We start from the raw sequence: 21,932 nt of genomic DNA on the forward strand, positions 1-21,932 counted from the left end.
CGCCTCGTAATGAGCAAGCGTGGTCTGGCTGATCTGGCTGAGCGAGTCGGAAGTAGGCATACCCGGATTGTACCCCCGGTATGCCTGTGCTGAATCCGGCCCCAGTTGCGAACCGCAAACCTCTTTCTGGGAGATGCCGTCCACGAGCGTAGCGAGGTTCCCCGCCGGCGGGCGGGGCGGAGGGGTAGGGAATCGATAAAGAGTCAGTCCGCAGCGCCAGATTTCGCAGCAGTCGAACACCCGGGTCTCCCGGGCGCAGCCACTGGACTTGGCCGCCACGTAAGGCCAAGCAAGAGCAAAAAAGGGCTTACCCAATTATTAAGTGTTGGTTAGCAAGCAATTAGCGATCCCCTAGCCAGCCTGGCTGCACACTGTGCTCACTCCCCCGGCGCGTGTTGCCGACGGAGCCGGAGAACACCATGCCAGCCAACGACCGCCGCTACGATATCTACGCCCTGATCCACAAAGGTCTGCGCGCCTACCTCAGCCATGTGCTGCTGGAGGTGGGCCGTACCGATTGGTCTTGTGCCGCCAATCGTGGCAGCAGCCTGCAATCGGTGCGGGAGCTGCTGGAAGTGTGCGAGGCACATCTGCTGCAAAAGCATGACCGCATCCTGCCTGCCATGGAGGCTCGCCGCCCCGGCGCCAGCAAGGAGGCGCAGCTGAGCTACCAGGAACACCGCCACGCCATCAACCAGTTGCAGGATGTGGCTGCCACGGTGGAAGCCGCCAACCACTACAACCGCGAGAGCGCCGGCGAGTGGCTGTACCGCGAGCTGGCCTTGTTCGTGGCCGATAACCTCGAATTGATGGCCACCGAGGAGCGTTATAACAACCGTGTGCTGTGGGACACCCATAGCGACGCCGAAATCATAGAGATCGAACAGCAGATGCTGGCTGCCATGCCGGCCGAGCGCATGTTGCCGCTGGTCCGCTGGACCGTGCCCAATCTGGCTCCGGACGAGCGGGCGCTGATGCTCGGCGAGATGCTGCGCGAAGGCGCATCCGCCGAAGTATTCGACTGCGTGCTGGCGATGTTGCGGGCGCTCTTGCCGCCCAAGGAGTGGGGGCGTTTGACCCTGGCGCTGAGCACACGCTACTGACCGACTTTGCAAATGGCCGTCTCCGCCTTTTGCTCCGTATCCCGCTTCGCTCCCCTGTCGGAGCGGGTTCCCTTAGCCCGGCGCTAGCCGAGAAACCGGGTTGAGTTTTATGGCCGCCTTTGCGGCCAATTTTTTTGGTGGGGATATTCGACGCTGGCTTCGGGCGATGGCCGCAGCGCTTCGCCCGGCGGAGCCGTGCGCTTAGAGCCAGTAGGTGTTCAATGGCGCCTCGCTTTATTGCCTCCTACTCCCCCCGCCCTCGCCGCCGCGACTGCGTGGTTGTTGCCCCTTCAGGGGCTTACAACCACGGCGTCCTCCTTGCGGGGGTGGGGCCTCGCTGGCGCTCGTCGGCGGCACGGAAAGGCAGCTTCTTCGCTGTACACAGCGCTGCCATCTTCCCCGGATACAGGTGGAGATGACCGTTTGAGGATATAGGTTGGCGGCCTGGTTTTCAGGCGGCTTCGCCGTCGACCAGTTGTACGGGGCGGTCTACCCGCAGGCGGAAGCGGCCGCGGCCGAGTTTGTCCAGGGCCAGCCAGTCGCAGCGTTCTCCCAGGCGGCGTTGCAGGAGCAGGAGGCGGGTGTAGAGGTTGTCGCCAAAGTCCGGCAGCTTGAGTCGTGGGTCCAGGCGCAGGGCGCGGTTGCTGGCCTCCGACCGACCGTCGCGGGCATAGTCGCACAGCAAGAGCCAGAGCACGGCACCGGCCACGCCCTTGATCAGGTAGTCCTCGTCCAGGAAGACGCTCTGGGTGGTGGCGAAGTAGCGGATGGTGACCGGCTTGCCCAGCGGGGTGGGCGAGGGGGTGATCTCGTCTTCCATTGCCTCGGCCGCTTCCGGCAGGAATTCGGTGGGGCGGGTCAGCCAACGCATGGCCAGCCCCAGTTGCTGGCCCAGGGCTACCAATGCGTCTTCGTCCTGGTAGTCGAAGCGGCGTTGCTCGGCGCTTTCCACATACAGCACGCCCGCCAACCAGTTCCCGGCGGCAATGGGCACGGCCAGCTGGCTGTGCGGCCGGTGCAGGGCGGGAAAAGGAATATCGCCGCCCACTGCAGCCGGACCAAGGTGCAGGCCGGGCTCGCGGTATTCCCCGGAGAGACTGGCCAAGCGCACCGGGGCTCGGAACTGGGCCACCGCACCGATCAGGCCGGTACCGATCTCGACTTCGGAGCCAACGCCGGATTGGGCATAGCCGCGGCTGGCTACGGTATATAGCCACTGGCCGGATTCATCCACGCAGAGGATAAGGGCGTGGTCCATGCCCATCTCGCTATTGAGCCCGTCCAGTACCAGATCGAAAGCTTGCGAGAGTTCGTCGGCCGCGGCCAAGCGCTGCGACAAGAGGCGTATGGCTGCCAGCCGGTTGCAGGGCGCCGGCGGTAGCGGCAGTACCTCGCCAGCCAGCTGTTCCACGCTCAGCACCCGGCAGATGTCCACGCCCAGGAGCGGCAGCATGCCTGGGGTGCTGGCATGGCGCGCCTGCAGGCTGTTGAAGAGCGGCCCGCTCGATTCGGTGCCGAGGAATTCCAGCGCCAGGCGGTAGCGGGCGGCCGTATCGGGGTGGCTGATGGTGGCGGCGGCACGCGGGTTGGCCAGCAGATTGCTGCGCAAGGTGGTGGTGCAGGCATAGGGCAAGGCCACATGCTGTGCGTCTACAAAGCACAGCTGCGGCACTTCGCAGATATCGGTCAGGCCGGTGGGCGAGCAGCTCGCCACTTGCTTGGGCAGCCCGCCTTCGAGGCAGGCGCGGATCAGGTCGAGGTCCGGCTGGTTCATGCCAGGGTCTTTCTGCCGTCGTCGTAGAACACTTGGTCGTGCAGCGCCGGCCGCTGCCATTCGCTGACGGTCAGCTGCACGGCCGCCAAGGCGTCGTCCGGGTAGCGGTGCAGGGCGTAGCTGTAGCCGGTGCTGAAGCCCAGCGGCAGGAGCTCGGCGGCGATGGCTTCGCGCTGCGCCTCCAGCGACGCCAGCTCGGCGGCGCCGACAGCATAGGGACGGGCATCCCGGCCACGCAGCTGCAGCTGGGCCGGCTTGCCGGCTTGCGATAGCAGCACGCTGAGGCGGCCATTGCCCTGGATGTCGGCCAGCAACCGTACTGCATGCTGGCGCACCAGCACGAGGGTCAGGGTTTGCCTGTCGGGTTCGACGCGGCAGGCCAGGGCGGGGGTGAGCGAAGGGGTCAAAAAGCCGTCGCAGCCGGCCAGGTGGATCAGGCGGCCGCCCTCTATGAAAGCGATCTGTTCATCGGTAAGGGGGGCGGCGGGCATGGCTGGCAGGGCGTCTTGCGGCGGGCTGTGAGTCAGCCCCTAGTATTAACACGGCGCCAAGCCATTGGCATAGTAGTTAATCCACACCATGCAGGGTGTCGAGGAAGGCAAGGCCGTAGCGTTCCAGCTTTTGCGCGCCCACGCCGGAGATATGCGCCATGTCGGCCAGCGTGGCCGGCTTGGCATCCAGCATGGCCTTGAGGGTGGCGTCGGTGAAGATCAGATAGGCCGGCACGCCCTGCTCGTCGGCCAGTTGGCGGCGGCGGGTGCGTAGTTTTTGCCACAGTGCCTCGTCGGCCGCCGGGATATCCAGGCTGGCAGCGGAGCGTTTGCGCTCGCGTTCGGCCTTGTCGCGCTGCCGGTCCGGCAGGCCACGCAGACGCAGGGCAGTCTCGCCACGCAGGAGCGGGCGGGCCTGCTCGGTCAGCTGCAGGGCACCGTACTCCACCTCGGTCTGCAGATAGCCGGCGGCCAGGAGCTGCCGCAATACCGAGCGCCAGGCGGGCTCGGACAATTCACTGCCTATGCCGAAGGTGCTGAGCTGCTCGTGGAAGTGTTGTTTGACCTTGTCGGTACGCTTGCCGAGCAGCACATCGATCACATGGCCAGCACCAAAGCGCTGGCCGGTACGAAAGACGCAACTCAGCGCCTTGCGGGCGGCGTCGGTGGCATCCCAGGTCTGCGGCGGGTTGAGGCAGTTGTCGCAATTGCCGCAGGCCGCGGCGTTCTCGCCAAAGTAGGCCAGGATCACCTGGCGCCGGCAGGCGACGGTCTCGGCAAGGCCCAGCATGGCGTTCAGCTTTTGCCGTTCAACCTGCTTCTGCGCCTCGGGTGCCTGGCCGCTCTCTATCATCTCCTTGAGCTGCATCACATCGTTGAGCCCGTAGGTCAGCCAGGCGCTGGAGGGCAGACCGTCGCGGCCGGCGCGACCGGTCTCCTGGTAATAGCCTTCCAGGCTCTTGGGCAGGTCGATATGGGCAACGAAACGCACGTCGGGCTTGTCGATGCCCATGCCGAAGGCGATGGTGGCGACCATGACGATACCGTCCTCGCGCAGGAAGCGGGACTGGTTGCGGGCGCGGATGTCGGCGTCCATCCCCGCGTGGTAGGGCAGGGCGGTGACGCCGTTGTCGCAGAGGAACTGGGCCGTTTCCTCCACCCGCTTGCGGCTCAGGCAGTAGACGATGCCGGCATCTCCATCGTGCTCGCGCTCGATAAAGCTGAGCAGCTGCTTGCGGGCATTGTCCTTTTCGACGATGCGGTAGCGGATATTGGGGCGGTCGAAGCTGGAGACGAACTGGGCGGCATCCTCCAGCGCCAGCCGCTGCACGATCTCGCGGCGGGTGGCGGCGTCGGCAGTGGCGGTGAGGGCAATGCGCGGTACCGCCGGGAAGCGCTCGTGCAAGAGCGACAGGCCGATGTATTCGGGCCGGAAATCGTGCCCCCATTGGCTGACGCAGTGCGCTTCGTCGATGGCGAACAGGCTGGCCGGGGTGTGCTCCAGGAGAGCCAGAAAGCGTGGCGTCAGCAGCCGCTCCGGCGCCACGTACAAGAGTTTGAGTTCGCCGCGCATATAGCGCTGTTCGATCTCGCGGGCGGCGTTATTGTCCAGGGTGGAATTGAGGAAGGCCGCTTCCACGCCGAGCTGGTGCAGGCCTTCAACCTGATCCTGCATCAGTGCGATCAAGGGGGACACCACCACGGCACAACCTTGCCGCAGCAGCGCGGGAATCTGGTAGCACAGCGACTTGCCACCGCCGGTGGGCATCAGCACCAGGGCGTCGCCGCCGCTCGCCACCTGCGCCACAATCTCAGCCTGACGACCGCGGAAGCGTTCGTAGCCAAAGACGGATTGCAGCAGGTTGAGGGCGGGGTCGGGCGAGGTCACAGTGCGCAAGGGCGGGGGCGAAGGGGCGCCATTATACCGGTACCCTGTCCCCGTGCTCGGCCGTGTCGTGCTCGCCCGTCGGTTGCTTAGTCGGCGGTAATGTCCAGCAAGGCCGCGCCCTCACGCACCTGCTCACCCTTCAGGAAAAACACTTCGGCCACGGTCCCGGCGTGCGGGGCGAGGATGGTGTGCTCCATCTTCATGGCTTCCAGGATGACCAGCGGGGTGCCTTTTTCGACCTTGTCGCCCTTGCCCACGTGCACCGCCACCACGGTACCCGGCATGGGCGCCGTCAGGCCGCCACCGCTCTCTGCCGCGGCGAGGCCCGCCAACAACGGATTGAAGGGCTGCAGGGTGAGGTTGCTGCCGTTGCGCACCAGGGTCAGGCTGTCAGCCTGCCTTACCACGCTGGCAGCGAGGCGGTAGCCGTCCAGGGTAGCGGTGAGCCGGCCATTCACCAGCTGGCCCTGGGCGGCCAAGGTCTGGCTGCCACCCTGGCCGTCGGGCAGTTCCAAGAGGTAGGCGTCGTCGCGATAGTGGGCCACCACCGCGTACTCGGCCTCGCCATGGCGGAAGTGCAGGGCATGGCGGTTGTCCTGGTTCAGGCGCCAGCCATCGCTCTGCCACCAGGGCGAATCGGCATCGTTGGAGCGCTTGCGGGCAGCTTCGCCCTGCTGCTCCAAGAGGGCCAGTTCGGCCAGGGCTGCGAGGGCCAGTACCTCGCGGTCTGGTGCGGCAGCCGGCGGCACCAGCGCAGCATGGTGGCGGGCGATAAAGCCGGTATCGAGCTCCTGCGCGCGGAAAGCCGGGTGGCGGGCCAGCCGACCCAGGAAGTCGAGGTTGGTAGTCAGACCCACCACCTCGTACTCGCTCAGCGCACTGGCCAGGCGGTCCAGCGCCCGCTCGCGATTTTCATCCCAGACGATCAGCTTGGCGATCATGGGGTCGTAGTAGGGCGAGATCTCGTCGCCGCTCTCCACCCCGGTATCGACGCGTACATGGCGGGACGGAGCCGGCTGGGCGAGGTGGGCCAGCCGGCCGATCTGCGGCAGGAAGTCGCGTGCCGGGTCTTCGGCGTAGACGCGTGCTTCGAAGGCATGGCCGTTCAGGCGCAGGGCGTCCTGGCGCAGCGGCAGGGGCTCGCCGCTGGCAACACGCAGCTGCCATTCCACCAGATCAAGGCCGGTGACCATTTCGGTGACCGGGTGCTCCACCTGCAGGCGGGTGTTCATCTCCATGAAATAGAAGGCGTCGGAGAGGGTATCGAAGATGAACTCGACGGTACCGGCGCCGATATAGTTCACGGCCTTGGCGGCACGTACCGCTGCCTCGCCGATCTCGCGCCGCAGCGCGTCGGATAGGCCTGGAGCGGGCGCCTCTTCCAGCACCTTCTGGTGCCGGCGCTGTACCGAGCAGTCGCGCTCGAACAGATACACCGCCTCGCCGTGGCTGTCGGCAAATACCTGGATCTCGATATGGCGCGGCTTGGTCAGGTACTTTTCGACCAGTACCTTGTCGTCGCCAAAGCTCGCGGCGGCCTCGCGCTTGGCAGAGGCCAACTGGCCGATGAAGTCCTCGGCACGCTCGACGATCTTCATACCCTTGCCGCCACCGCCAGCCGAAGCCTTGATCAGCACCGGGTAGCCCATGCGGTCGGCTTGCGCCTGCAGGAAGGCGCTGTCCTGCTCGTCACCATGGTAGCCCGGCACCAGCGGCACACCGGCGGTTTCCATCAGGGTCTTGGCGGCCGACTTGGACCCCATGGCGGCAATGGCCGAGGCCGGCGGGCCGATAAACACCACCCCGGCAGCAGCACAGGCCTCGGCAAAGTCTTCGTTCTCGCTCAGAAAGCCATAGCCGGGGTGGATGGCCTCGGCGCCGGTCCGGCGGGCAATATCGAGAATCAAATCCGCCTTCAGATAGGATTCGCGCGGCGCCGGCGGGCCGAGCCGGAACGCTTCATCGGCCAGCTTGACGTGGCGGGCCTGGGCGTCGGCGTCGGAATAGACGGCGACCGTCTTGATACCCATCTTGCGGGCAGTCTCGATGACGCGGCAGGCGATTTCGCCACGGTTGGCGATCAGGATCTTTTTGAACATCGGTGTTTACCAAGGAGTCGGGCGGCGCCGACGGCTAGGGGTTTTCTGGAGCGCCCAGGACCGGTGGGCTGCAACGGTCCTGGGTACTTGCTGCGGTGTTATTGCGTGACCCAATTCGGCGGGCGCTTTTCCAGGAAGGCGGTCAGCCCTTCCTGACCTTCCTTGCTGACACGCTGCTTGGCGATGCGCTGGGCACAGAATTCGTTCAGCTCGTTGCAGATGGGACGGTTGGAAACCTCGGCCACCAGGCGCTTGGCTTCCAGCATGGCCTCGGGACCATTGCTGAGCAGCTGGACTGCCCAGGAGGTGGCCAGCGGCAACACTTCATCCTGTGGCGTGATGTCATGCACGAGACCGATGCGCAGTGCGGTCTCAGGGCTGAAGCGCTCGGCAGAGAGGAAGTAGCGGCGCGCCTGGCTATTGCCGATCTTGCGGATGACGTAGGGCGAGATCACCGCCGGGATCAGTCCGAGCCGCACCTCGGACAGCGAGAACATGGTCTCGGGTGCAGCGAAGGCCATGTCACAGCAGGCCACGAGGCCCACCCCGCCGCCGTAGGCGGGGCCTTGCACGGCCGCCACGGTAGGCTTGGGGAAGGTGTCCAGCACATGCATCAGCTTGGCCAGCGCGCGTGCGTCGTCGAGGTTGGCTTCCTCGGTGTTGTTGGCCATGCGCTTCATCCAGCCGAGGTCAGCACCGGCCGAGAAGCTCTTGCCGGAGGCGGCCAGGATCAGCACCCGGACTTCCGGATTGGCGGCCAGCCGCTCGAACTCGGTGGTCAGCTCGGCGATCAGCGCGTCGTCGAAGGCGTTGTGGCGCTCCGGGCGGTTGAGCGTGACGGTGGCGATGCCATTGCGGGCGATCTGGCTGGTAATCGAGGTGCTCATGATCTTGTCTCCTGGTTGTTGGTCACGCGCTGCAAAGGCTCAAACTGCAACCTTCTGCTCATTGCTCGGCTTGGCCGGGCGCTACAACTACTGCTCTGGGGCGTCGGCGTGGTTGGCGCTGTCACCCACGGTACTCCCTACGACGACTTCAATGTTTGTGCTTTTGCAAGAATCGATCGAGTTGGTTCGCGAATGCCTGCCTGTCCGCCTGGCTGAACGCAGCCGGCCCGCCGGTTTGCACGCCGCTGTCGCGCAGCGTGGCCATGAAGTCGCGCATCCTCAACCGTTCGGCCATGTTCTCCACGGTGTAGATCTCGCCCCGCGGGTTGATGGCATGGGCGGCTTTTTCGATCACCGCGGCCGCAAGCGGAATGTCGGCGGTGATCACCAGGTCTCCTGCTTGGACACGCGCCACGATCTCGTTATCCGCAACATCGAACCCCCCCGGCACCTGCACGCTGCGCAGCCAGGCCGAGGGCGGCACGCGGATCAGCTGGTTGGCGACCAGTGTGGTCGTGATCTGCCAGCGCTCGGCGGCGCGGAACAGGATTTCCTTGATGACGCCGGGGCAGGCGTCGGCGTCGACCCAGATATGCATGCCTCTGCGCCCTTACATCCGGAACACGCCGAACTTGGTCTCGGCGATGGGTTTGTTGAGGCTGGCGGAGATGGCGAGACCCAGCACCCTGCGGCTGTCGCGCGGGTCGATGATGCCGTCGTCCCACAGCCGGCTGGTGGCGTAGTAGGGATGGCTCTGCGCTTCGAACTGGTCACGTAGCGGCTTCTTGATGCCTTCGCGCTCCTCGTCGGACAACTGCTGACCCTTCTTGGCCAGCGCCTCTTCTCGCACCTGGGCCAGCACGCCGGCCGCCTGTTCGCCACCCATCACCGCGATGCGGGCGTTGGGCCACATCCACATGAAGTTGGGGTTGTAGGCACGGCCGCACATGCCGTAGTTGCCGGCGCCATAGCTGCCGCCGATTACCATGGTGAACTTGGGTACCTTGCTGGTGGCGACCGCGGTGACCATCTTGGCACCATGCTTGGCAATGCCCTCGGCCTCGTACTTCTTGCCGACCATAAAGCCGGTGATGTTCTGCAGGAACACGAGCGGAATGCCGCGCTGGCTGCACAGCTCGATAAAATGGGCACCCTTCTGGGCCGACTCGCTGAACAGCACGCCGTTGTTGGCGACGATGCCGACCGGGTAGCCGTAGATATGGGCAAAGCCGGTCACCAGGGTGGCGCCGTAGGTTTCCTTGAATTCGTCAAAACGGCTGCCGTCGACAATGCGGGCGATGACCTGGCGGATGTCAAAGGGCTTCTTCAGGTCGGCGCCGACGATGCCGTACAGCTCCTCGGCGGCATAGCGCGGCGCCTCCACCGGCTTGGTTGCCACGGTCATGGGCTTGACCCAGTTGAGGTTGGCAACGATGCGGCGGACCTGGTCCAGCGCATGGGCATCGTTATGCGCGTAGTAGTCGGCCACGCCGCTGATCTTGGCGTGCACGTCGGCCCCGCCCAGCTCCTCGGCGGTCACCACCTCGCCGGTGGCGGCGCGCACCAGCGGCGGGCCGGCGAGGAAGATAGTGGCCTGGTTCTTCACCATCACGCTGTAGTCGCTCATGGCCGGCACATAGGCGCCACCAGCGGTGCAGGAGCCCATGACGGCGGCGATCTGCGGCACTCCCAGGGCGCTGAGGTTGGCCTGGTTGTAGAAGATGCGACCAAAGTGGTCGCGGTCGGGGAAGACCTCGTCCTGGTTGGGCAGGTTGGCGCCGCCCGAGTCCACCAGGGCGATGCAGGGCAGGCGGTTCTCCATGGCGATCTCCTGCGCGCGCAGGTGTTTCTTGACCGTCATGGGGTAGTAGGTACCGCCCTTCACCGTGGCATCGTTGGCGATGATCATGCACTCCACGCCCGAGACCCGGCCTATGCCGGCGATCAGGCCGGCCGAGGGCACCTGGCCCTCGTACTGACCGTGGGCAGCGAGCTGGCCGATCTCCAGAAAGGGTGAGCCGACATCGAGCAACTGGGCGACACGGTCGCGCGGCAAGAGCTTGCCGCGGGCGGTGTGGCGGTCGCGGGCCACTTGGCCGCCGCCTTGTTCGACCAGGGCGGCCTCCTTGCGCAGGTCGTCCACCAGGGCCTGCATGGCGGCCTCGTTGGCCTGGAATTGTTCTGACTTGGGGTTGATGGTGTTCGGTAGCGTATTCATGTGTTCCGGGGCGCCGTGTGGCCGGCGTTGGGTTGGATTTGGGTCAGATCGAGGCCGGGGTGGCAATGGTCGGACGGGATTCGGCAGGTGCAAAGACCACCAGCACGTCGAGCGGGGCGCTGACCTCCACGAAGCGTGGGGCAACCCGCCGCGGCACATGCACCACGCTGCCGGCGCTGACTGCGACGGCGTCGTCACCGACCTCCAGGGTGGCGGTACCCCGGATCACATAGAACAACAGGTCTTCCTGGTGGGCGCCCTGGGCATCGTGGCTACCGGGCTGCAGGTGATAGAGACCGGCGCTCATATCGGCGGTACGCAGGAACTCCAGATAGGGCGCACCGTGGGTCTGGCGGTCCTGGCTGACGGCGTCAAGGTGAAAGGTCTGCATGGCGAATTCCTGTGGTGCTGGCTATTAGGCGTGTCCGTTCGGGGTCAGAGCAGGGCGGTGTCGAACACCATGAGGATCTCCTCGACTTCCGGGTTGCCGGGCATCAGCCGCCGGTGGTCCAGGCAGATAAAGCCCAAGGTGTCATAGAACTTCTGGGCGTTGTGATTGCTCTCCACCACCCAGGCATTGATGCGTTCGGCGCCTTGTTCGGCCAGCCAGCGACTGGCGGTATCGACCAGCCGAGCACCGGCGCCTCCACGGCGAAAGTGTGGATCGACCCACATATTGCAGATATAGGCATGGTCGCGCCGGCCACGTTCCAGGTAGGCACCGGTCATGCCAACCGCCTTGCCACCTCGGTACAGCACGAAGGTTGCGGCGTCCTCGCTGCTGGCGTAGTGGCGGACGTGGTCATCCCAGTACTGCAGCGGGCGGGCGGCGATCTCGGCATGGCGGCAGCCGAAGGCGGCCGGCGCATCGGCCAGCCCCGCAAGCCGCAGGCCGCGCAAGAGCTCGGCCTGGTCGGCACGTATCCTTTGAATTTGTTCTTGCATGTCTCTTCCGTCCCCGGCCTGGTTAGCCCCGCCCGGAACTCCGCTCCCGCTAGACGTCGTCGCCTATGGCCCGGCCGATCACGATGCGCTGGATATCGCTGGTGCCTTCGTAGATCTGGCAGACCCGTACGTCGCGGTAGATGCGTTCGACGGGGAAGTCGTTGAGATAACCATAGCCCCCGTGTATCTGGATCGCATCGGAACATACGCGCTCGGCCATCTCGCTGGCAAAGAGTTTGGCCATGCTGGCCTCCTTGAGGCAGGGCAGGCCGGCGTCCTTGAGGCTGGCGGCATGCCAGATCAGCTGCCGGGCGGCTTCGAGCTGGGTGGCCATATCGGCCAGGCGGAAGTTGACCGCCTGGTGTTCGAAGATGGGCTTGCCGAAGGTCTCCCGCTCCTTGCTGTAGCGCAGCGCGCACTCGTAGGCCGAACGGGCCATCCCTAGCGCCTGGGCGGCGATGCCGATGCGACCGGATTCCAGGCTGGCCAGTGCGACCTTGTAGCCCTCGCCCTCCTGGCCCAGCAGGTGGTCTGCCGGAATGCGGCAGTTGTCGAGCAGAATGGCGCAGGTATCCGATGCTGCCTGGCCCAGTTTCTTTTCGACCCGCGCCACGGTGTAGCCCGGGGTGTTGGTTGGCACGATAAAGGCCGACAGGCCCCTCTTGCCCTTGTCCGGGTCGGTGACGGCGATGACGATGCTGAGCCGGCTGTTCTTGCCATTGGTGATGAACTGCTTGGCGCCGTTGAGCACATAGTGGTCACCATCGCGCACCGCACGGGTCTTGATGGCACTGGCTTCCGAACCGACCTGCGGCTCGGTCAGGCAGAAGCTGGCCAGCCAATCGCCACTGGCGAGCTTACGCAGATACTGGTTCTTTTGTGCATCGGTCCCGAAGGCCAGGATGGGTCCGCAGCCGACCGAGTTGTGTACCGAGACGATGGTGGAAAAGGCACCATCACCGGCGGCCAGCTCCTCGATCGCCAAGGCGGCGGCCAGGTAGTCGAGCCCGGCACCGTCCCAGTCGGTCGGCACGGTCAGGCCCAGCAGTCCCAGCGAGGCGGCTTGCTGCAGCTCGTCATGTGGGAAGGCATGGGTCTCGTCGCGCAGGCTGGCTGTGGGCCAGAGCTGTTCGCGCGCAAAGTCGCGCACGCTGTCGCGGATCATCTGGTGTTCTTCGCTCAGTATCATCTCTCACCTATCCTCTTCTCCGGCCTGGCTCTTTCTAGGCGCAGGTTCCTTGCATTCAGTTAGTTGCCGGCTCGCGCACAGCAACCCAGATCGCGTTCTCCAAGCTCATCACCAGCTCGCCCTGCTGGTTGAAGGTACGCCAGGCCAGCTGCACCACGCCAAAGCCTGGCTTGGAGCGCGACTGCTTGCGGCTCATCACGTCGAATTCGGCATTCAGCACGTCACCCGGCTTCACCGGCTGGTGCCACATCAGCTTGTCGATCTGCAGGCCGACGAGGCCATTGACGATGGTACGCAGCTCGCTGGAGGCCAGCATGCGCATGCTGTAGGCGGCCGTCTGCCAGCCGCTGGCCACCAGGCTGCCGAATACGCTGGCGGCACCGGCGGCGGCGTCGAGGTGGAAGTCCTGCGGGTCGTAGCGGCGGGCGAAGTCCTCGACCTCGGCCGGGTCTACCGTCACGGGGCCGGACCTGAACACGCGGCCGGGCTTGAGGTCTTCAAAGTAGAGCGTCATCTGAGGCAGTCCCACCGGGGCGGGCCCCGGTCTTGGTTTAACAGAGTTCGATTGCCAGGGCGGTGGCCTCGCCGCCACCGATGCACAGGCTGGCCACGCCACGCTGCTTGCCGTACTGCTTGAGGGCGTAGATCAGGGTGGCGACGATGCGGGCGCCGGAGGCACCGATGGGGTGACCCAGGGCACAGGCGCCACCGTGCACATTGACCTTGTCGGCCGGCAGGTTGAGCTCGTGCATGGCGGCCATGGTTACCACGGCGAAGGCTTCGTTGATCTCATACAGATCGACGGATTCGGCGCTCCAGCCGGTCTTTTCGAACAGCTTCTTCATGGCGCCGACCGGGGCGGTGGTGAACCAGCCCGGTTCCTGGGCGTGGCTGGCGTGGCCGACGATACGGGCCAGCGGCTTGAGGCCACGTTTGAGGGCATCGGATTCGCGCATCATCACCACGGCGGCGGCTCCGTCCGAGATGGACGAGGCATTCGCGGCGGTGACCGTGCCGTCCTTGCGGAAGGCGGGCTTGAGGGTGGGGATCTTCTCCGGCATGGCCTTGCCCGGCTGTTCGTCGGTGTCGATCAGCACGTCGCCCTTGCGGCCGGCCACGGTGACCGCGGCAATCTCGTCCTTGAAGCGGCCCTGGGCAATGGCGGCCTGGGCGCGGGTAAGGGAGCGCAGGGCGTATTCGTCCTGCGCTTCACGGCTGAACTGGTACTTGTCGGCGCACTGCTCGGCAAACACGCCCATCAGCTGACCCTTGTCGTAGGCATCTTCGAGGCCGTCCAGGAACATATGGTCCTTGACCTCGCCATGCCCCATGCGCAGGCCGGTACGGACCTTGGGCAGGATATAGGGGGCGTTGCTCATGCTTTCCATGCCACCGGCCACCATCACGCTGTTGCTGCCAGCCTTGAGCTGGTCATGGGCGAACATGATGGCCTTCATGCCGCTGCCGCACATCTTGTTGATGGTGGTGCAGTTGGCACCCAGCGGCAGGCCGGCGCCGAGCGAAGCCTGGCGGGCTGGGGCCTGGCCCTGGCCCGCCGGCAGCACATTGCCCATCACGACTTCTTCCACGTCGCTGGGCTGGATGCCGGCGCGCTCGACCGCTGCCTTGATGGCGACCGCGCCGAGCTGGCCTGCCTTGAGATTGGCGAAGTCGCCCTGCAGGCCGGCCATGGGCGTACGGGCGGCGGCGACGATGACGATGGATTCGGACATGTTCAGCACTCCGTGGTTCGATAGGTTGGGGATCAGGCTGTCTTGGCGACGGTGAGGCCCAGTTCCTGGGTCATCACCTCGCGCATCTTGTATTTCTGGATCTTGCCGGTCACCGTCATGGGGAAGGCGTCGACAAAGCGGATATAGCGCGGGATCTTGAAGTGGGCGATCTGGTTGCGGCAGAACTCGCGGATATCGTCCTCGCTGGCACTTTCGCCCTCCTTGAGGATGATCCAGGCACACAGCTCTTCGCCGTACTTGGCGTCAGGCACGCCGACCACCTGTACGTCGCGCACCTTGGGGTGACGGTAGAGAAATTCCTCGATCTCACGCGGATAGAGGTTCTCGCCACCGCGGATCACCATGTCCTTGAGCCGGCCGACGATATTGCAATAGCCCTCGTCATCGATCACCGCAAGGTCACCGGTGTGCATCCAGCCGGCCGCGTCGATGGCTTCGCGGGTCTTGGCCTCGTCGTCCCAGTAGCCCAGCATGACCGAGTAGCCGCGGGTGCACAGCTCGCCTACGGTGCCGCGCGGTACGATGCTGCCGTCCACGTCGACGATCTTGACTTCGAGGTGGGGGTGGATGCGGCCGATGGTGGAGACGCGGCGGTCCAGCGGTTCATCGGTGCCGCTCTGGAAGGACACCGGTGAAGTTTCGGTCATGCCGTAGGCGATGGTGACCTCGGCCATATGCATCTCGTTGACCACCCGCTTCATGACCTCGATGGGGCAGGGCGAGCCGGCCATGATGCCGGTGCGCAGGGTGGAGAGGTCGTATTGGGCAAAGTCGGGATGGCCGAGTATGGCGATAAACATGGTGGGCACACCGTGCAGGCCGGTACAGCGCTCGGCGACTACGGCTTCGAGCACTGCCTTGGGGTCAAAGGCTTCGTCCGGGTAGACGATGGCCGCGCCATGGGTCAGGCAGGCCAGGTTGCCCAGCACCATGCCAAAGCAGTGGTAGAGCGGCACCGGGATGCAGAGGCGATCCTCCGGGCCGAGCTTCATGGCCTCGCCAATGAAGTAGCCGTTGTTGAGGATGTTGTGATGACTGAGGGTGGCGCCCTTGGGGAAGCCGGTGGTGCCGGAGGTGAACTGGATATTGACCGCGTCATCGAACTGCAGGGTGGCGGCGACGGCTTCCAGGCGAACCAGGGCATCGGCCGTGGGTTGCGTCAGCAGGCGCTCGAAGTTGAGCATGCCGGGGCTGGCATCTGCACCCAGGCGTATCACGGCCCTGAGGCTGGGGACGCGCTGTGCGGCCAATTGGCCAGGCTGGCTGGCGGCGAGTTCGGGCAACAGTTCGTTGATCAGCGCCAGGTAGTCGCTGCTCTTGAGTCGCGGAGCCAGCACCAGGGCCTTGCAGCCGACCTTGTTGAGGGCGTACTCGAGCTCCGCCAGCCGGTAGGCCGGGTTGATATTGACCAGCACCAGGCCGGCCTTGGCGGTGGCCAGTTGCATCAGCACCCATTCGGCACAGTTGGGTGCCCATATGCCTACCCGCTCGCCGGGCGCGAGGCCGAGGGCCAGCAGGTTGGCGGCGCAGGCGTCAACGCGGTGCTTGAGTTCGGCATAGGTCCAGCGTATAGCCTGGTGGCGCACCACCAGGGCGTCGCGGTTGGCCCAGCGCTCGGCGGCCTGATCAAAAAACTGGCCTATGGTCTGGCCGAGCAAGGCTTGGCTAGCGGCGCCATGGACGTAGCTGGCTGCACGGTTCATTGCTTGTCTCCGTTTGCCGCCTGGGGCGGTCTTGGGGCTATGGGGTAGGGCACTGTCGCTTGGAGTGCCATTGCCGCATTTGGTTTGCACTCGTTGGGTGGCCGGCAGCGAGCTATAACCCCCTTATGTCGCGCGCTTGCTTGATCCTGCTGCTTGTTCTTGCCACGACGTCCGGCGAGGCCGCCTGCAGTCGGGTATTGCGCGTGCCCTTCGAGCACTGGCGTCCGTACGCCTACCTCGACGCGGCCGGCAAACCCACCGGGCTGGAGGTCGCGCTGCTCAAGGCCATCGGCCAGGAGGCCGGCTGCCACATACGGTACCTGCAAGACATTCCGCGCAAGCGCAGGCTGTTGATGTTCCGTCAGGGAGAGATCGACCTCCTGCTGGCCGCCTCCGATACCCCCGAACGACAGGCCTACGCCTGGTTCAGCCTGCCCTACCGCGAGGAGGAGGTGCTGCCCTTTGCGCTGGCCGGGGACGAGAGCGTGCGCAGCCTGACCAGTCTCGATATGGTACTGGCGGCGCGGCTGCCTTTGATCGTACCCAGCGACGGCTGGTACGGCGCCCGCTACGCCCGCTTGTTGCAGGATTTCGAGACGGCTGGCCTCCTGACCCGTTACGAGCGCTACGAGCAGGCGGCCAGGTTGCTGGCCAGTGGCCGGGGCAGGGTTGTGATCGGTGACCGCTATGCGCTGCGGCTGTCTGCCCGGGAGGCCGGCGCCCAGCTGGCGGAAATGGACTTCGTCATCAACCGCGACCCGGTACATTTGATGCTGAGCAAGCGCAGCCTGCTGCCGGCTGACCGTGATGCGCTTGATGGCGCAATCCGCCGCTTGATACAGCGCGGTACCCTGCAGGCGATCCGGGCTCGATACCTGAACATGGCGCCTGCCGGTCACTGAGCACGGATAGAGACCGGCTGGGTTCATGTCAGCTCGATGCCGTGGAGCGAAGTTGCCGGCATGGGCCCGCGCAGGTTTGAATTTGTGCAGGGCCTTGTCGAAGGCCCGCGGCCAGCCCTGCCGGGTAGGGCGGCGGTGCTCAGCGCGAGGCTGCTGCGTTGCAGAAAGCGGCGACGGTTCAACATGGCTTCGGCTCCGGCCGGGCCTGCACCGGTTTGCGGTGCAGACCCGGCCGGGGGCGTGCTTTAGCGGGTCTCGTTGAACAACTCGCGGCCGATCAGCATGCGGCGGATCTCGCTGGTGCCGGCGCCGATCTCATACAGCTTGGCATCGCGCCACAACCGGGCGACCGGGTATTCGTTAATGTAGCCGTTGCCGCCCAGCGTCTGGATGGCTTCGCCGGCCATCCAGGTTGCCTTCTCGGCAGCGTAGAGGATGGCGCCAGCAGCGTCCTTGCGGGTGGTCTCGCCGCGGTCCAGCGCGCGGCCCACGGTATAGACGTAGGCACGGCAGGCGCTCCAGGTGGCGTACATATCGGCCAGCTTGCCCTGCATCAGTTCGAATTCGCCGATGGCCTGGCCAAACTGGGTACGCTCGTGCACATAGGGCACCACCACGTCCATGGCCGCAGCCATGATGCCCAGCGGGCCGCCGGAGAGTACGGCGCGCTCATAGTCGAGACCGCTCATCAGCACGTTGACGCCCTTGCCAACCTGGCCCAGTACGTTTTCTTCGGGTACTTCAACGTTGTCGAAGAACAGCGGGTAGGTGTTGGAGCCGCGCATGCCGAGTTTGTCGAGCTTGCTGCCGTAGCTGAAGCCCTTCATGCTCTTCTCGATCAGGAAGGCGGTCATGCCCTTGGCGCCGGCGTCGATGTCGGTCTTGGCGTAGACCACCAGCACGTCGGCGTCGCCACCGTTGGTGATCCACATCTTGGAGCCGTTCAGCACATAGCGGTCGCCCTGCTTGTCGGCGCGCAGCTTCATGCTGCAAACGTCCGAGCCGGCATTGGGTTCGCTCATGGCCAGCGCGCCGACGTGCTCACCGGAGACCAGCTTGGGCAGGTATTTGCGCTTCTGCGCCTCGTTGCCGTTCTTGCGGATCTGGTTGACGCAGAGGTTGGAGTGCGCACCGTAGGAGAGGCCAACCGAGGCCGAGGCGCGGGAGATTTCTTCCATGGCCACGATATGGGCCAGGTAGCCCATATTGGTACCGCCATACTCTTCCTCGACGGTCAGGCCCAAGAGGCCCATCTCGCCGAGCTTGCGCCACATCGGGGCCGGGAAGAGGTTCTCTTCGTCGATCTTGGCGGCGTGCGGGGCCAGCTCGGCGGCGACAAAGCTCTGTACCGCTTCGCGCAGCATATCGATGTCTTCGCCGAGGCCGAAGTTGAGGGCAGGGATGTGCATGGTGTTGTCTCCGGATATACGGGTACGCAGCACACCGGTCGCCTGGCGTGCTGCGGGTCACGCGCCCGTGGGCGGGCGTCTCGTGTGGGATTGTGCGGCGGCCGGCTGCGCCGGCAACGCTCGCTTGCCTGGGTACCGACGAACGGCAGGGCATAAGCCGAGCAATTGCTCGACACTTTATTTTACGTTGACGTTAACGTCAATTGGTCGGCCGAAAAAAGCCGGCTACTCGCGCAGCAGGGCTTCGGCTTCCTGCTCCAGGCCGTCCATTTCCTTGAGGATGGCATCGATATCGGCGCGCTGTTGCATCAGGGCTTCGCGCTTGGGGCGCAGGAATTCCAGCAGCTTGACGAGCTGCGGTCGCTCGTCGCGGGCGGCGTCGTAGAGCGAGAAGAGCTCGTAGGTCTCCTGCAGCGAGAAGCCCAGCCGCTTGCCGCGCAGGATCAGCTTGAGGCGGGTACGGTCAGCACGGGTGAATACCCGGTTGCGGCCCTGCCGGCCAGGCGCCAGCAGGCCTTCGTGCTCGTAGTGGCGGATGGCGCGGGGCGTGAGGTCGAACTCGCGTGCCAGTTCGGTGATGGTGTAGATGCGGTCGTCGGACATGGGGGGAGCGGCCGTGAATTATTTATATCTGCCCGGCGAAGATAGCAGAGGGTAGCGAGACTGTCATAATCGCTGTTTTGCATTTCCTAATACTGGCGAGCGCCATGCCCGATCTTTTGCACTATCCCCATGGCGAGGACGCCCCCGCCCCAGGCCAGGCGCTGCAGGTGGCGCCGGGGGTGTATTGGCTGAAGATGCCGCTGCCCTTTGCACTCAACCATATCAATCTGTGGTTGCTGGAAGAAGGGGAGGGCTGGTGCGCGGTGGATGCCGGTTACGATACCGACTTGACCCGTGCCCACTGGCAGATGCTATTTGACGGCGCCATGGCCGGCCGGCCGCTCACGCGCCTGGTGGCCACCCACTATCACCCCGACCATATCGGCCTTGCTGGCTGGCTGACCGAGCGCTTTGGTGCGTCCTTCCATATCAGCCTGGGCGAATATCTGCTGGCGCGGGCGGTCTGGCATGACCTGCCGGGCTTTGACGTGGCGGCCTTCAATGGCCACTTTGCCCGCCATGGCCTGCCGGCTGACAAGCTGGCGCAGTTTACCGAGCGCGGCAATACCTACCACTGGGGGGTGAAGCAACTGCCGCCATCCTTTAATCGCCTCCTGGCCGGCCAAACACTGGCGCTGGGCGGCAGCGACTGGCAGACCATCGTCGGCCATGGCCACTCGCCCGAGCATATGGTGCTGTGGAGTGCAGATAAGGGCGTGCTGATCTCGGGCGATATGCTGCTGCCCAAGATCTCCACCAATGTCGGCGCCTGGGCGGCCGACCCGGATGGAGACGCGCTGGGCCAGTTCCTGGCTTCATTGGACCGTTTCCTGCCCTTGCCGGACGATACCCTAGTGCTGCCCTCGCACGGCCGGCCCTTCCGCGGCATCGCCGCCCGGGTGGCGGCGCTCAAGGCCCACCATGAAGAGCGCCTGGCGGTACTCCTGGCCGCCATGGACGGCCCTCGCACGGCGGTGGATCTCTTGCCGGTGCTGTTCGGCCGTATGTTCGACCTCTACCAGACCATGTTCGCGCTGGCCGAGTGTATCGCCCACCTCAACTACCTCTGGCACCGTGGCGCCGTCGTGCGCGAGCAGGGTGCCGATGGCGTCTACCGTTTCCACCGCAGCTGACCTAAGAACCTGTTATGAGCTTAAGTCATTGATTGATAGTGAAGGGTAGCGCATGCACCAGGGCGACCCTGGCGCTACGCGGCAGAGAAGCCTGTTACAGCAGGCTCTCTCCTGTTTTAATCCAACCCCTCCGCCCCGCTGCCGCGGGGAACCTCGCTGATGCTCGTCAGCGCTTTGAATTAAATGAAGTTTTTCAGATGCTTAAGCGCATAACAGGCTCTTCGCAATCATGACCGACACCACCGTCAATCCGGCCGGCAAGTCTGCCCATGCCGGCCTTTATCTCAAGCTGGTCATCACCATGGCGATCTGGGGCGGGACCTTTATCGTCGGCCGGGTGCTGGCACAGGCCATGCCGCCCATGTCCATCGCCTTCTGGCGCTTTGTGGCGGCCACGCTCTGCCTGTTCCTCTTGCTGTGGCGCTCGCCGGCCGGTATCCAATGGCCCAGCCGCAAGCAATGGTTCTGGGCCGCTACCCTGGGTGCTTCGGGGGTCTATGCCTACAACCTGTTCTTCTTCTTTGGCCTGGCCGAAATTCCGGCCAGCCGGGCGGCTCTCTTGGTGGCGCTCAACCCCATCATGGTGGCTTTAGTCAGCGCAGGTCTCTTGCGTCAGCCTTTGGGGCCGCGCCGTTGGCTGGGCGTGGCGGTGTCGCTGTTCGGCGCCATCACGGTGATCTCGCATGGCGACTACCTGGGCATCCTGCGTCAGGGCGTGGGTCATGGCGAACTCCTGATCCTGGGCTGCTGCGTGAGCTGGGTGGCCTACACCCTGTTTGGGCGCAATGCCATGAAGCACCTGACCAGCCTGCAAGCCACGGCCTGGGCGGCCCTGATCGGCTGCGTGCTGCTGGGCACGACCGCTGCGCTGCGCGGCGAACTGAGCGCGCCGCTGGCCTTGAGCCTGCCGCAGTGGGGCGGGGTGCTCTATCTGGGCGCCTTGGGTACGGCGGCGGCCTTTGTCTGGTATAGCGACGGCATTGTGCAGATCGGCGCGGCCAAGACCATCGTCTTCACCAACCTGGTACCGGTCTTTGCGGTGCTGGCCAGCATTCTGCTGCTGGGCGAATCGCTGACCATCCCGGCCTTGATAGGCGGGGTGTTGGTGGTGGGCGGGGTCTGGCTGACCAATAGTCGTTGATTGGTTTTGTGCGGTCGGTTGCTGGGTTTTAGCGGCCAGCGCCGCGGTATCCGCACTGCGTGCGGTTTGGTGCGGGACGCACCCCGCCCTAAACCTCCAGCAGTCGACGCTAAAGCCATCACTCAGACTGCCTATAAGACCGGTCCGCTTTTCCCCTGGCTGAAATGGCTTAGGCTAAAGTGGTCGACTACTTCATCAAGCGCGAGTCTGCGATGCAAACCTTGGAACTGGTGTCGTCCGCGGGTTGGGCCCGTATCAGCCTGCAGGGGGCGCAGGTGCTGGAGGCCGAGCTGCAGGGCCAACCCCTGCTGTGGGTTTCGCCGCTGGCCAGCCATGAGCCGGGCAAGGCGGTGCGCGGCGGGGTGCCGGTGTGCTTTCCCTGGTTTGGCAAACACCCGGCTGGATTGCCGGCCCACGGTTTTGCCCGTAACCAGGTCTGGACCTTGCTGGCACAGGGTGCCGACCGGGTGGTGCTGGGGCTGCGCGATAACGAGGCCAGCCGCGCGCTCTGGCCGCATGCCTTCCGCTTGGAGCTAACGGTGCGGCTGGATGAGGCCCTGCACTTTGACTTTGTGGTCGAGAACCTCGATAGCGAACCCTTCGACTTCAGCTACGCCCTGCATAGTTACTTTGCCGTGCAGGATGTGCGGCAATGTACCGTGGATGGCCTCTCTGGCCGGCTGCGGCGGGAGG

The 21,932-nt window shown here is 65.0% G+C and carries 19 protein-coding genes and 1 pseudogene; 5 read left to right on the forward strand and 15 right to left on the reverse strand.

Annotation, left to right across the window (positions count from 1 at the left end; all coding sequences use genetic code 11):
- Positions 1-419: 419 nt before the first annotated feature.
- Positions 420-1,103, forward strand: a complete 684-nt coding sequence (locus VIM95_RS23065; RefSeq protein ID WP_331990453.1) for a hypothetical protein — start codon at positions 420-422, stop codon at positions 1,101-1,103.
- A gap of 451 nt (positions 1,104-1,554) precedes the next feature.
- Here the strand turns inward: VIM95_RS23065 and VIM95_RS23070 are convergent, their stop codons facing one another.
- The 13 genes from VIM95_RS23070 to VIM95_RS23130 all read right to left on the reverse strand — a co-directional run bounded on the left by VIM95_RS23070 (position 1,555) and on the right by VIM95_RS23130 (position 16,051).
- Positions 1,555-2,877 (reverse strand): GAF domain-containing protein, encoded by a 1,323-nt coding sequence (locus VIM95_RS23070; RefSeq protein ID WP_331990455.1) that lies wholly within the window; start codon positions 2,875-2,877, stop codon positions 1,555-1,557.
- Entirely contained in the window at positions 2,874-3,368 is a 495-nt protein-coding gene (locus VIM95_RS23075; protein ID WP_331990457.1) for a hypothetical protein, read from the reverse strand. Before VIM95_RS23075 ends, VIM95_RS23070 begins: the two co-directional genes overlap by 4 nt.
- Before the next feature lie 76 nt (positions 3,369-3,444).
- On the reverse strand, positions 3,445-5,256 hold the full coding sequence (recQ, locus tag VIM95_RS23080; protein ID WP_331990489.1) for a DNA helicase RecQ: 1,812 nt from the start codon (positions 5,254-5,256) through the stop codon (positions 3,445-3,447).
- Between the two features lie 86 nt (positions 5,257-5,342).
- Positions 5,343-7,355, reverse strand: coding sequence for an acetyl/propionyl/methylcrotonyl-CoA carboxylase subunit alpha (locus VIM95_RS23085; protein WP_331990459.1), 2,013 nt, complete (start codon positions 7,353-7,355; stop codon positions 5,343-5,345).
- Positions 7,356-7,453: 98 nt separating this feature from the next.
- Positions 7,454-8,242, reverse strand: a complete 789-nt coding sequence (locus VIM95_RS23090) for an enoyl-CoA hydratase/isomerase family protein (protein WP_331990461.1) — start codon at positions 8,240-8,242, stop codon at positions 7,454-7,456.
- 148 nt (positions 8,243-8,390) lie between these two features.
- Entirely contained in the window at positions 8,391-8,840 is a 450-nt protein-coding gene (locus tag VIM95_RS23095) for a YaiI/YqxD family protein (protein WP_331990463.1), read from the reverse strand.
- Between the two features lie 12 nt (positions 8,841-8,852).
- Complete coding sequence (locus VIM95_RS23100; protein ID WP_331990465.1) at positions 8,853-10,460, reverse strand: carboxyl transferase domain-containing protein; 1,608 nt, start codon at positions 10,458-10,460, stop codon at positions 8,853-8,855.
- Positions 10,461-10,503: 43 nt separating this feature from the next.
- A complete protein-coding gene (locus VIM95_RS23105) occupies positions 10,504-10,851 on the reverse strand; it encodes a cupin domain-containing protein (RefSeq protein WP_331990467.1) in 348 nt (115 codons plus the stop codon).
- Between the two features lie 44 nt (positions 10,852-10,895).
- Positions 10,896-11,405 carry a GNAT family N-acetyltransferase gene (locus VIM95_RS23110; protein ID WP_331990469.1) on the reverse strand — a complete coding sequence of 170 codons (510 nt, stop codon included), beginning with the start codon at positions 11,403-11,405 and terminating at the stop codon, positions 10,896-10,898.
- 49 nt (positions 11,406-11,454) lie between these two features.
- Entirely contained in the window at positions 11,455-12,594 is a 1,140-nt protein-coding gene (locus VIM95_RS23115) for an acyl-CoA dehydrogenase family protein (RefSeq protein ID WP_331990471.1), read from the reverse strand.
- A 55-nt stretch (positions 12,595-12,649) separates the two neighbouring features.
- Positions 12,650-13,108: a MaoC family dehydratase gene (locus VIM95_RS23120; RefSeq protein WP_331990473.1), complete on the reverse strand. Its 459-nt coding sequence runs from the start codon at positions 13,106-13,108 to the stop codon at positions 12,650-12,652.
- A gap of 37 nt (positions 13,109-13,145) precedes the next feature.
- Positions 13,146-14,327, reverse strand: coding sequence for an acetyl-CoA C-acetyltransferase (locus VIM95_RS23125; RefSeq protein ID WP_331990475.1), 1,182 nt, complete (start codon positions 14,325-14,327; stop codon positions 13,146-13,148).
- 32 nt (positions 14,328-14,359) lie between these two features.
- On the reverse strand, positions 14,360-16,051 hold the full coding sequence (locus VIM95_RS23130) for an AMP-binding protein (RefSeq protein WP_331990477.1): 1,692 nt from the start codon (positions 16,049-16,051) through the stop codon (positions 14,360-14,362).
- Positions 16,052-16,176: 125 nt separating this feature from the next.
- Here VIM95_RS23130 and VIM95_RS23135 point away from each other — a divergent pair, with 125 nt between their 5' ends.
- Positions 16,177-16,953 (forward strand): substrate-binding periplasmic protein, encoded by a 777-nt coding sequence (locus tag VIM95_RS23135; RefSeq protein ID WP_331990479.1) that lies wholly within the window; start codon positions 16,177-16,179, stop codon positions 16,951-16,953.
- A gap of 245 nt (positions 16,954-17,198) precedes the next feature.
- Here the strand turns inward: VIM95_RS23135 and VIM95_RS23140 are convergent, their stop codons facing one another.
- Together VIM95_RS23140 and VIM95_RS23145 are read right to left on the reverse strand one after the other, a co-directional pair.
- On the reverse strand, positions 17,199-18,362 hold the full coding sequence (locus VIM95_RS23140) for an isovaleryl-CoA dehydrogenase (RefSeq protein WP_331990481.1): 1,164 nt from the start codon (positions 18,360-18,362) through the stop codon (positions 17,199-17,201).
- 225 nt (positions 18,363-18,587) lie between these two features.
- Positions 18,588-18,965, reverse strand: coding sequence for a MerR family DNA-binding transcriptional regulator (locus VIM95_RS23145; RefSeq protein WP_331990483.1), 378 nt, complete (start codon positions 18,963-18,965; stop codon positions 18,588-18,590).
- 104 nt (positions 18,966-19,069) lie between these two features.
- Between VIM95_RS23145 and VIM95_RS23150 the strand changes: the two genes are divergently transcribed.
- From VIM95_RS23150 to VIM95_RS23160, 3 genes and pseudogenes are all read left to right on the forward strand, one after another.
- Positions 19,070-20,098: an MBL fold metallo-hydrolase gene (locus VIM95_RS23150; RefSeq protein WP_331990485.1), complete on the forward strand. Its 1,029-nt coding sequence runs from the start codon at positions 19,070-19,072 to the stop codon at positions 20,096-20,098.
- A 229-nt stretch (positions 20,099-20,327) separates the two neighbouring features.
- Positions 20,328-21,239 (forward strand): DMT family transporter, encoded by a 912-nt coding sequence (locus VIM95_RS23155; protein ID WP_331990487.1) that lies wholly within the window; start codon positions 20,328-20,330, stop codon positions 21,237-21,239.
- Positions 21,240-21,451: 212 nt separating this feature from the next.
- Positions 21,452-21,932, forward strand: a pseudogene (locus VIM95_RS23160) (hypothetical protein); the annotation flags it as partial.

This window comes from Chitinimonas sp., assembly GCF_036568685.1.
In the GTDB taxonomy this organism is placed as follows: Bacteria; Pseudomonadota; Gammaproteobacteria; order Burkholderiales; family Chitinimonadaceae; genus Chitinimonas.

What these genes read in the sequence shown, in the direction of transcription:
- VIM95_RS23085 (WP_331990459.1), bottom strand. Translation starts at nt 7,355, where the DNA reads ATGTTCAAAAAGATCCTGATCGCCAACCGTGGCGAAATCGCCTGCCGC.
- VIM95_RS23095 (WP_331990463.1), bottom strand. Translation starts at nt 8,840, where the DNA reads ATGCATATCTGGGTCGACGCCGACGCCTGCCCCGGCGTCATCAAGGAA.
- VIM95_RS23100 (WP_331990465.1), bottom strand. Translation starts at nt 10,460, where the DNA reads ATGAATACGCTACCGAACACCATCAACCCCAAGTCAGAACAATTCCAG.
- VIM95_RS23070 (WP_331990455.1), bottom strand. Translation starts at nt 2,877, where the DNA reads ATGAACCAGCCGGACCTCGACCTGATCCGCGCCTGCCTCGAAGGCGGG.
- VIM95_RS23075 (WP_331990457.1), bottom strand. Translation starts at nt 3,368, where the DNA reads ATGCCCGCCGCCCCCCTTACCGATGAACAGATCGCTTTCATAGAGGGC.
- VIM95_RS23115 (WP_331990471.1), bottom strand. Translation starts at nt 12,594, where the DNA reads ATGATACTGAGCGAAGAACACCAGATGATCCGCGACAGCGTGCGCGAC.
- VIM95_RS23065 (WP_331990453.1), top strand. Translation starts at nt 420, where the DNA reads ATGCCAGCCAACGACCGCCGCTACGATATCTACGCCCTGATCCACAAA.
- VIM95_RS23140 (WP_331990481.1), bottom strand. Translation starts at nt 18,362, where the DNA reads ATGCACATCCCTGCCCTCAACTTCGGCCTCGGCGAAGACATCGATATG.
- VIM95_RS23120 (WP_331990473.1), bottom strand. Translation starts at nt 13,108, where the DNA reads ATGACGCTCTACTTTGAAGACCTCAAGCCCGGCCGCGTGTTCAGGTCC.
- VIM95_RS23150 (WP_331990485.1), top strand. Translation starts at nt 19,070, where the DNA reads ATGCCCGATCTTTTGCACTATCCCCATGGCGAGGACGCCCCCGCCCCA.
- VIM95_RS23105 (WP_331990467.1), bottom strand. Translation starts at nt 10,851, where the DNA reads ATGCAGACCTTTCACCTTGACGCCGTCAGCCAGGACCGCCAGACCCAC.
- VIM95_RS23130 (WP_331990477.1), bottom strand. Translation starts at nt 16,051, where the DNA reads ATGAACCGTGCAGCCAGCTACGTCCATGGCGCCGCTAGCCAAGCCTTG.
- VIM95_RS23090 (WP_331990461.1), bottom strand. Translation starts at nt 8,242, where the DNA reads ATGAGCACCTCGATTACCAGCCAGATCGCCCGCAATGGCATCGCCACC.
- VIM95_RS23135 (WP_331990479.1), top strand. Translation starts at nt 16,177, where the DNA reads ATGTCGCGCGCTTGCTTGATCCTGCTGCTTGTTCTTGCCACGACGTCC.
- VIM95_RS23110 (WP_331990469.1), bottom strand. Translation starts at nt 11,405, where the DNA reads ATGCAAGAACAAATTCAAAGGATACGTGCCGACCAGGCCGAGCTCTTG.
- VIM95_RS23125 (WP_331990475.1), bottom strand. Translation starts at nt 14,327, where the DNA reads ATGTCCGAATCCATCGTCATCGTCGCCGCCGCCCGTACGCCCATGGCC.
- VIM95_RS23145 (WP_331990483.1), bottom strand. Translation starts at nt 18,965, where the DNA reads ATGTCCGACGACCGCATCTACACCATCACCGAACTGGCACGCGAGTTC.
- VIM95_RS23155 (WP_331990487.1), top strand. Translation starts at nt 20,328, where the DNA reads ATGACCGACACCACCGTCAATCCGGCCGGCAAGTCTGCCCATGCCGGC.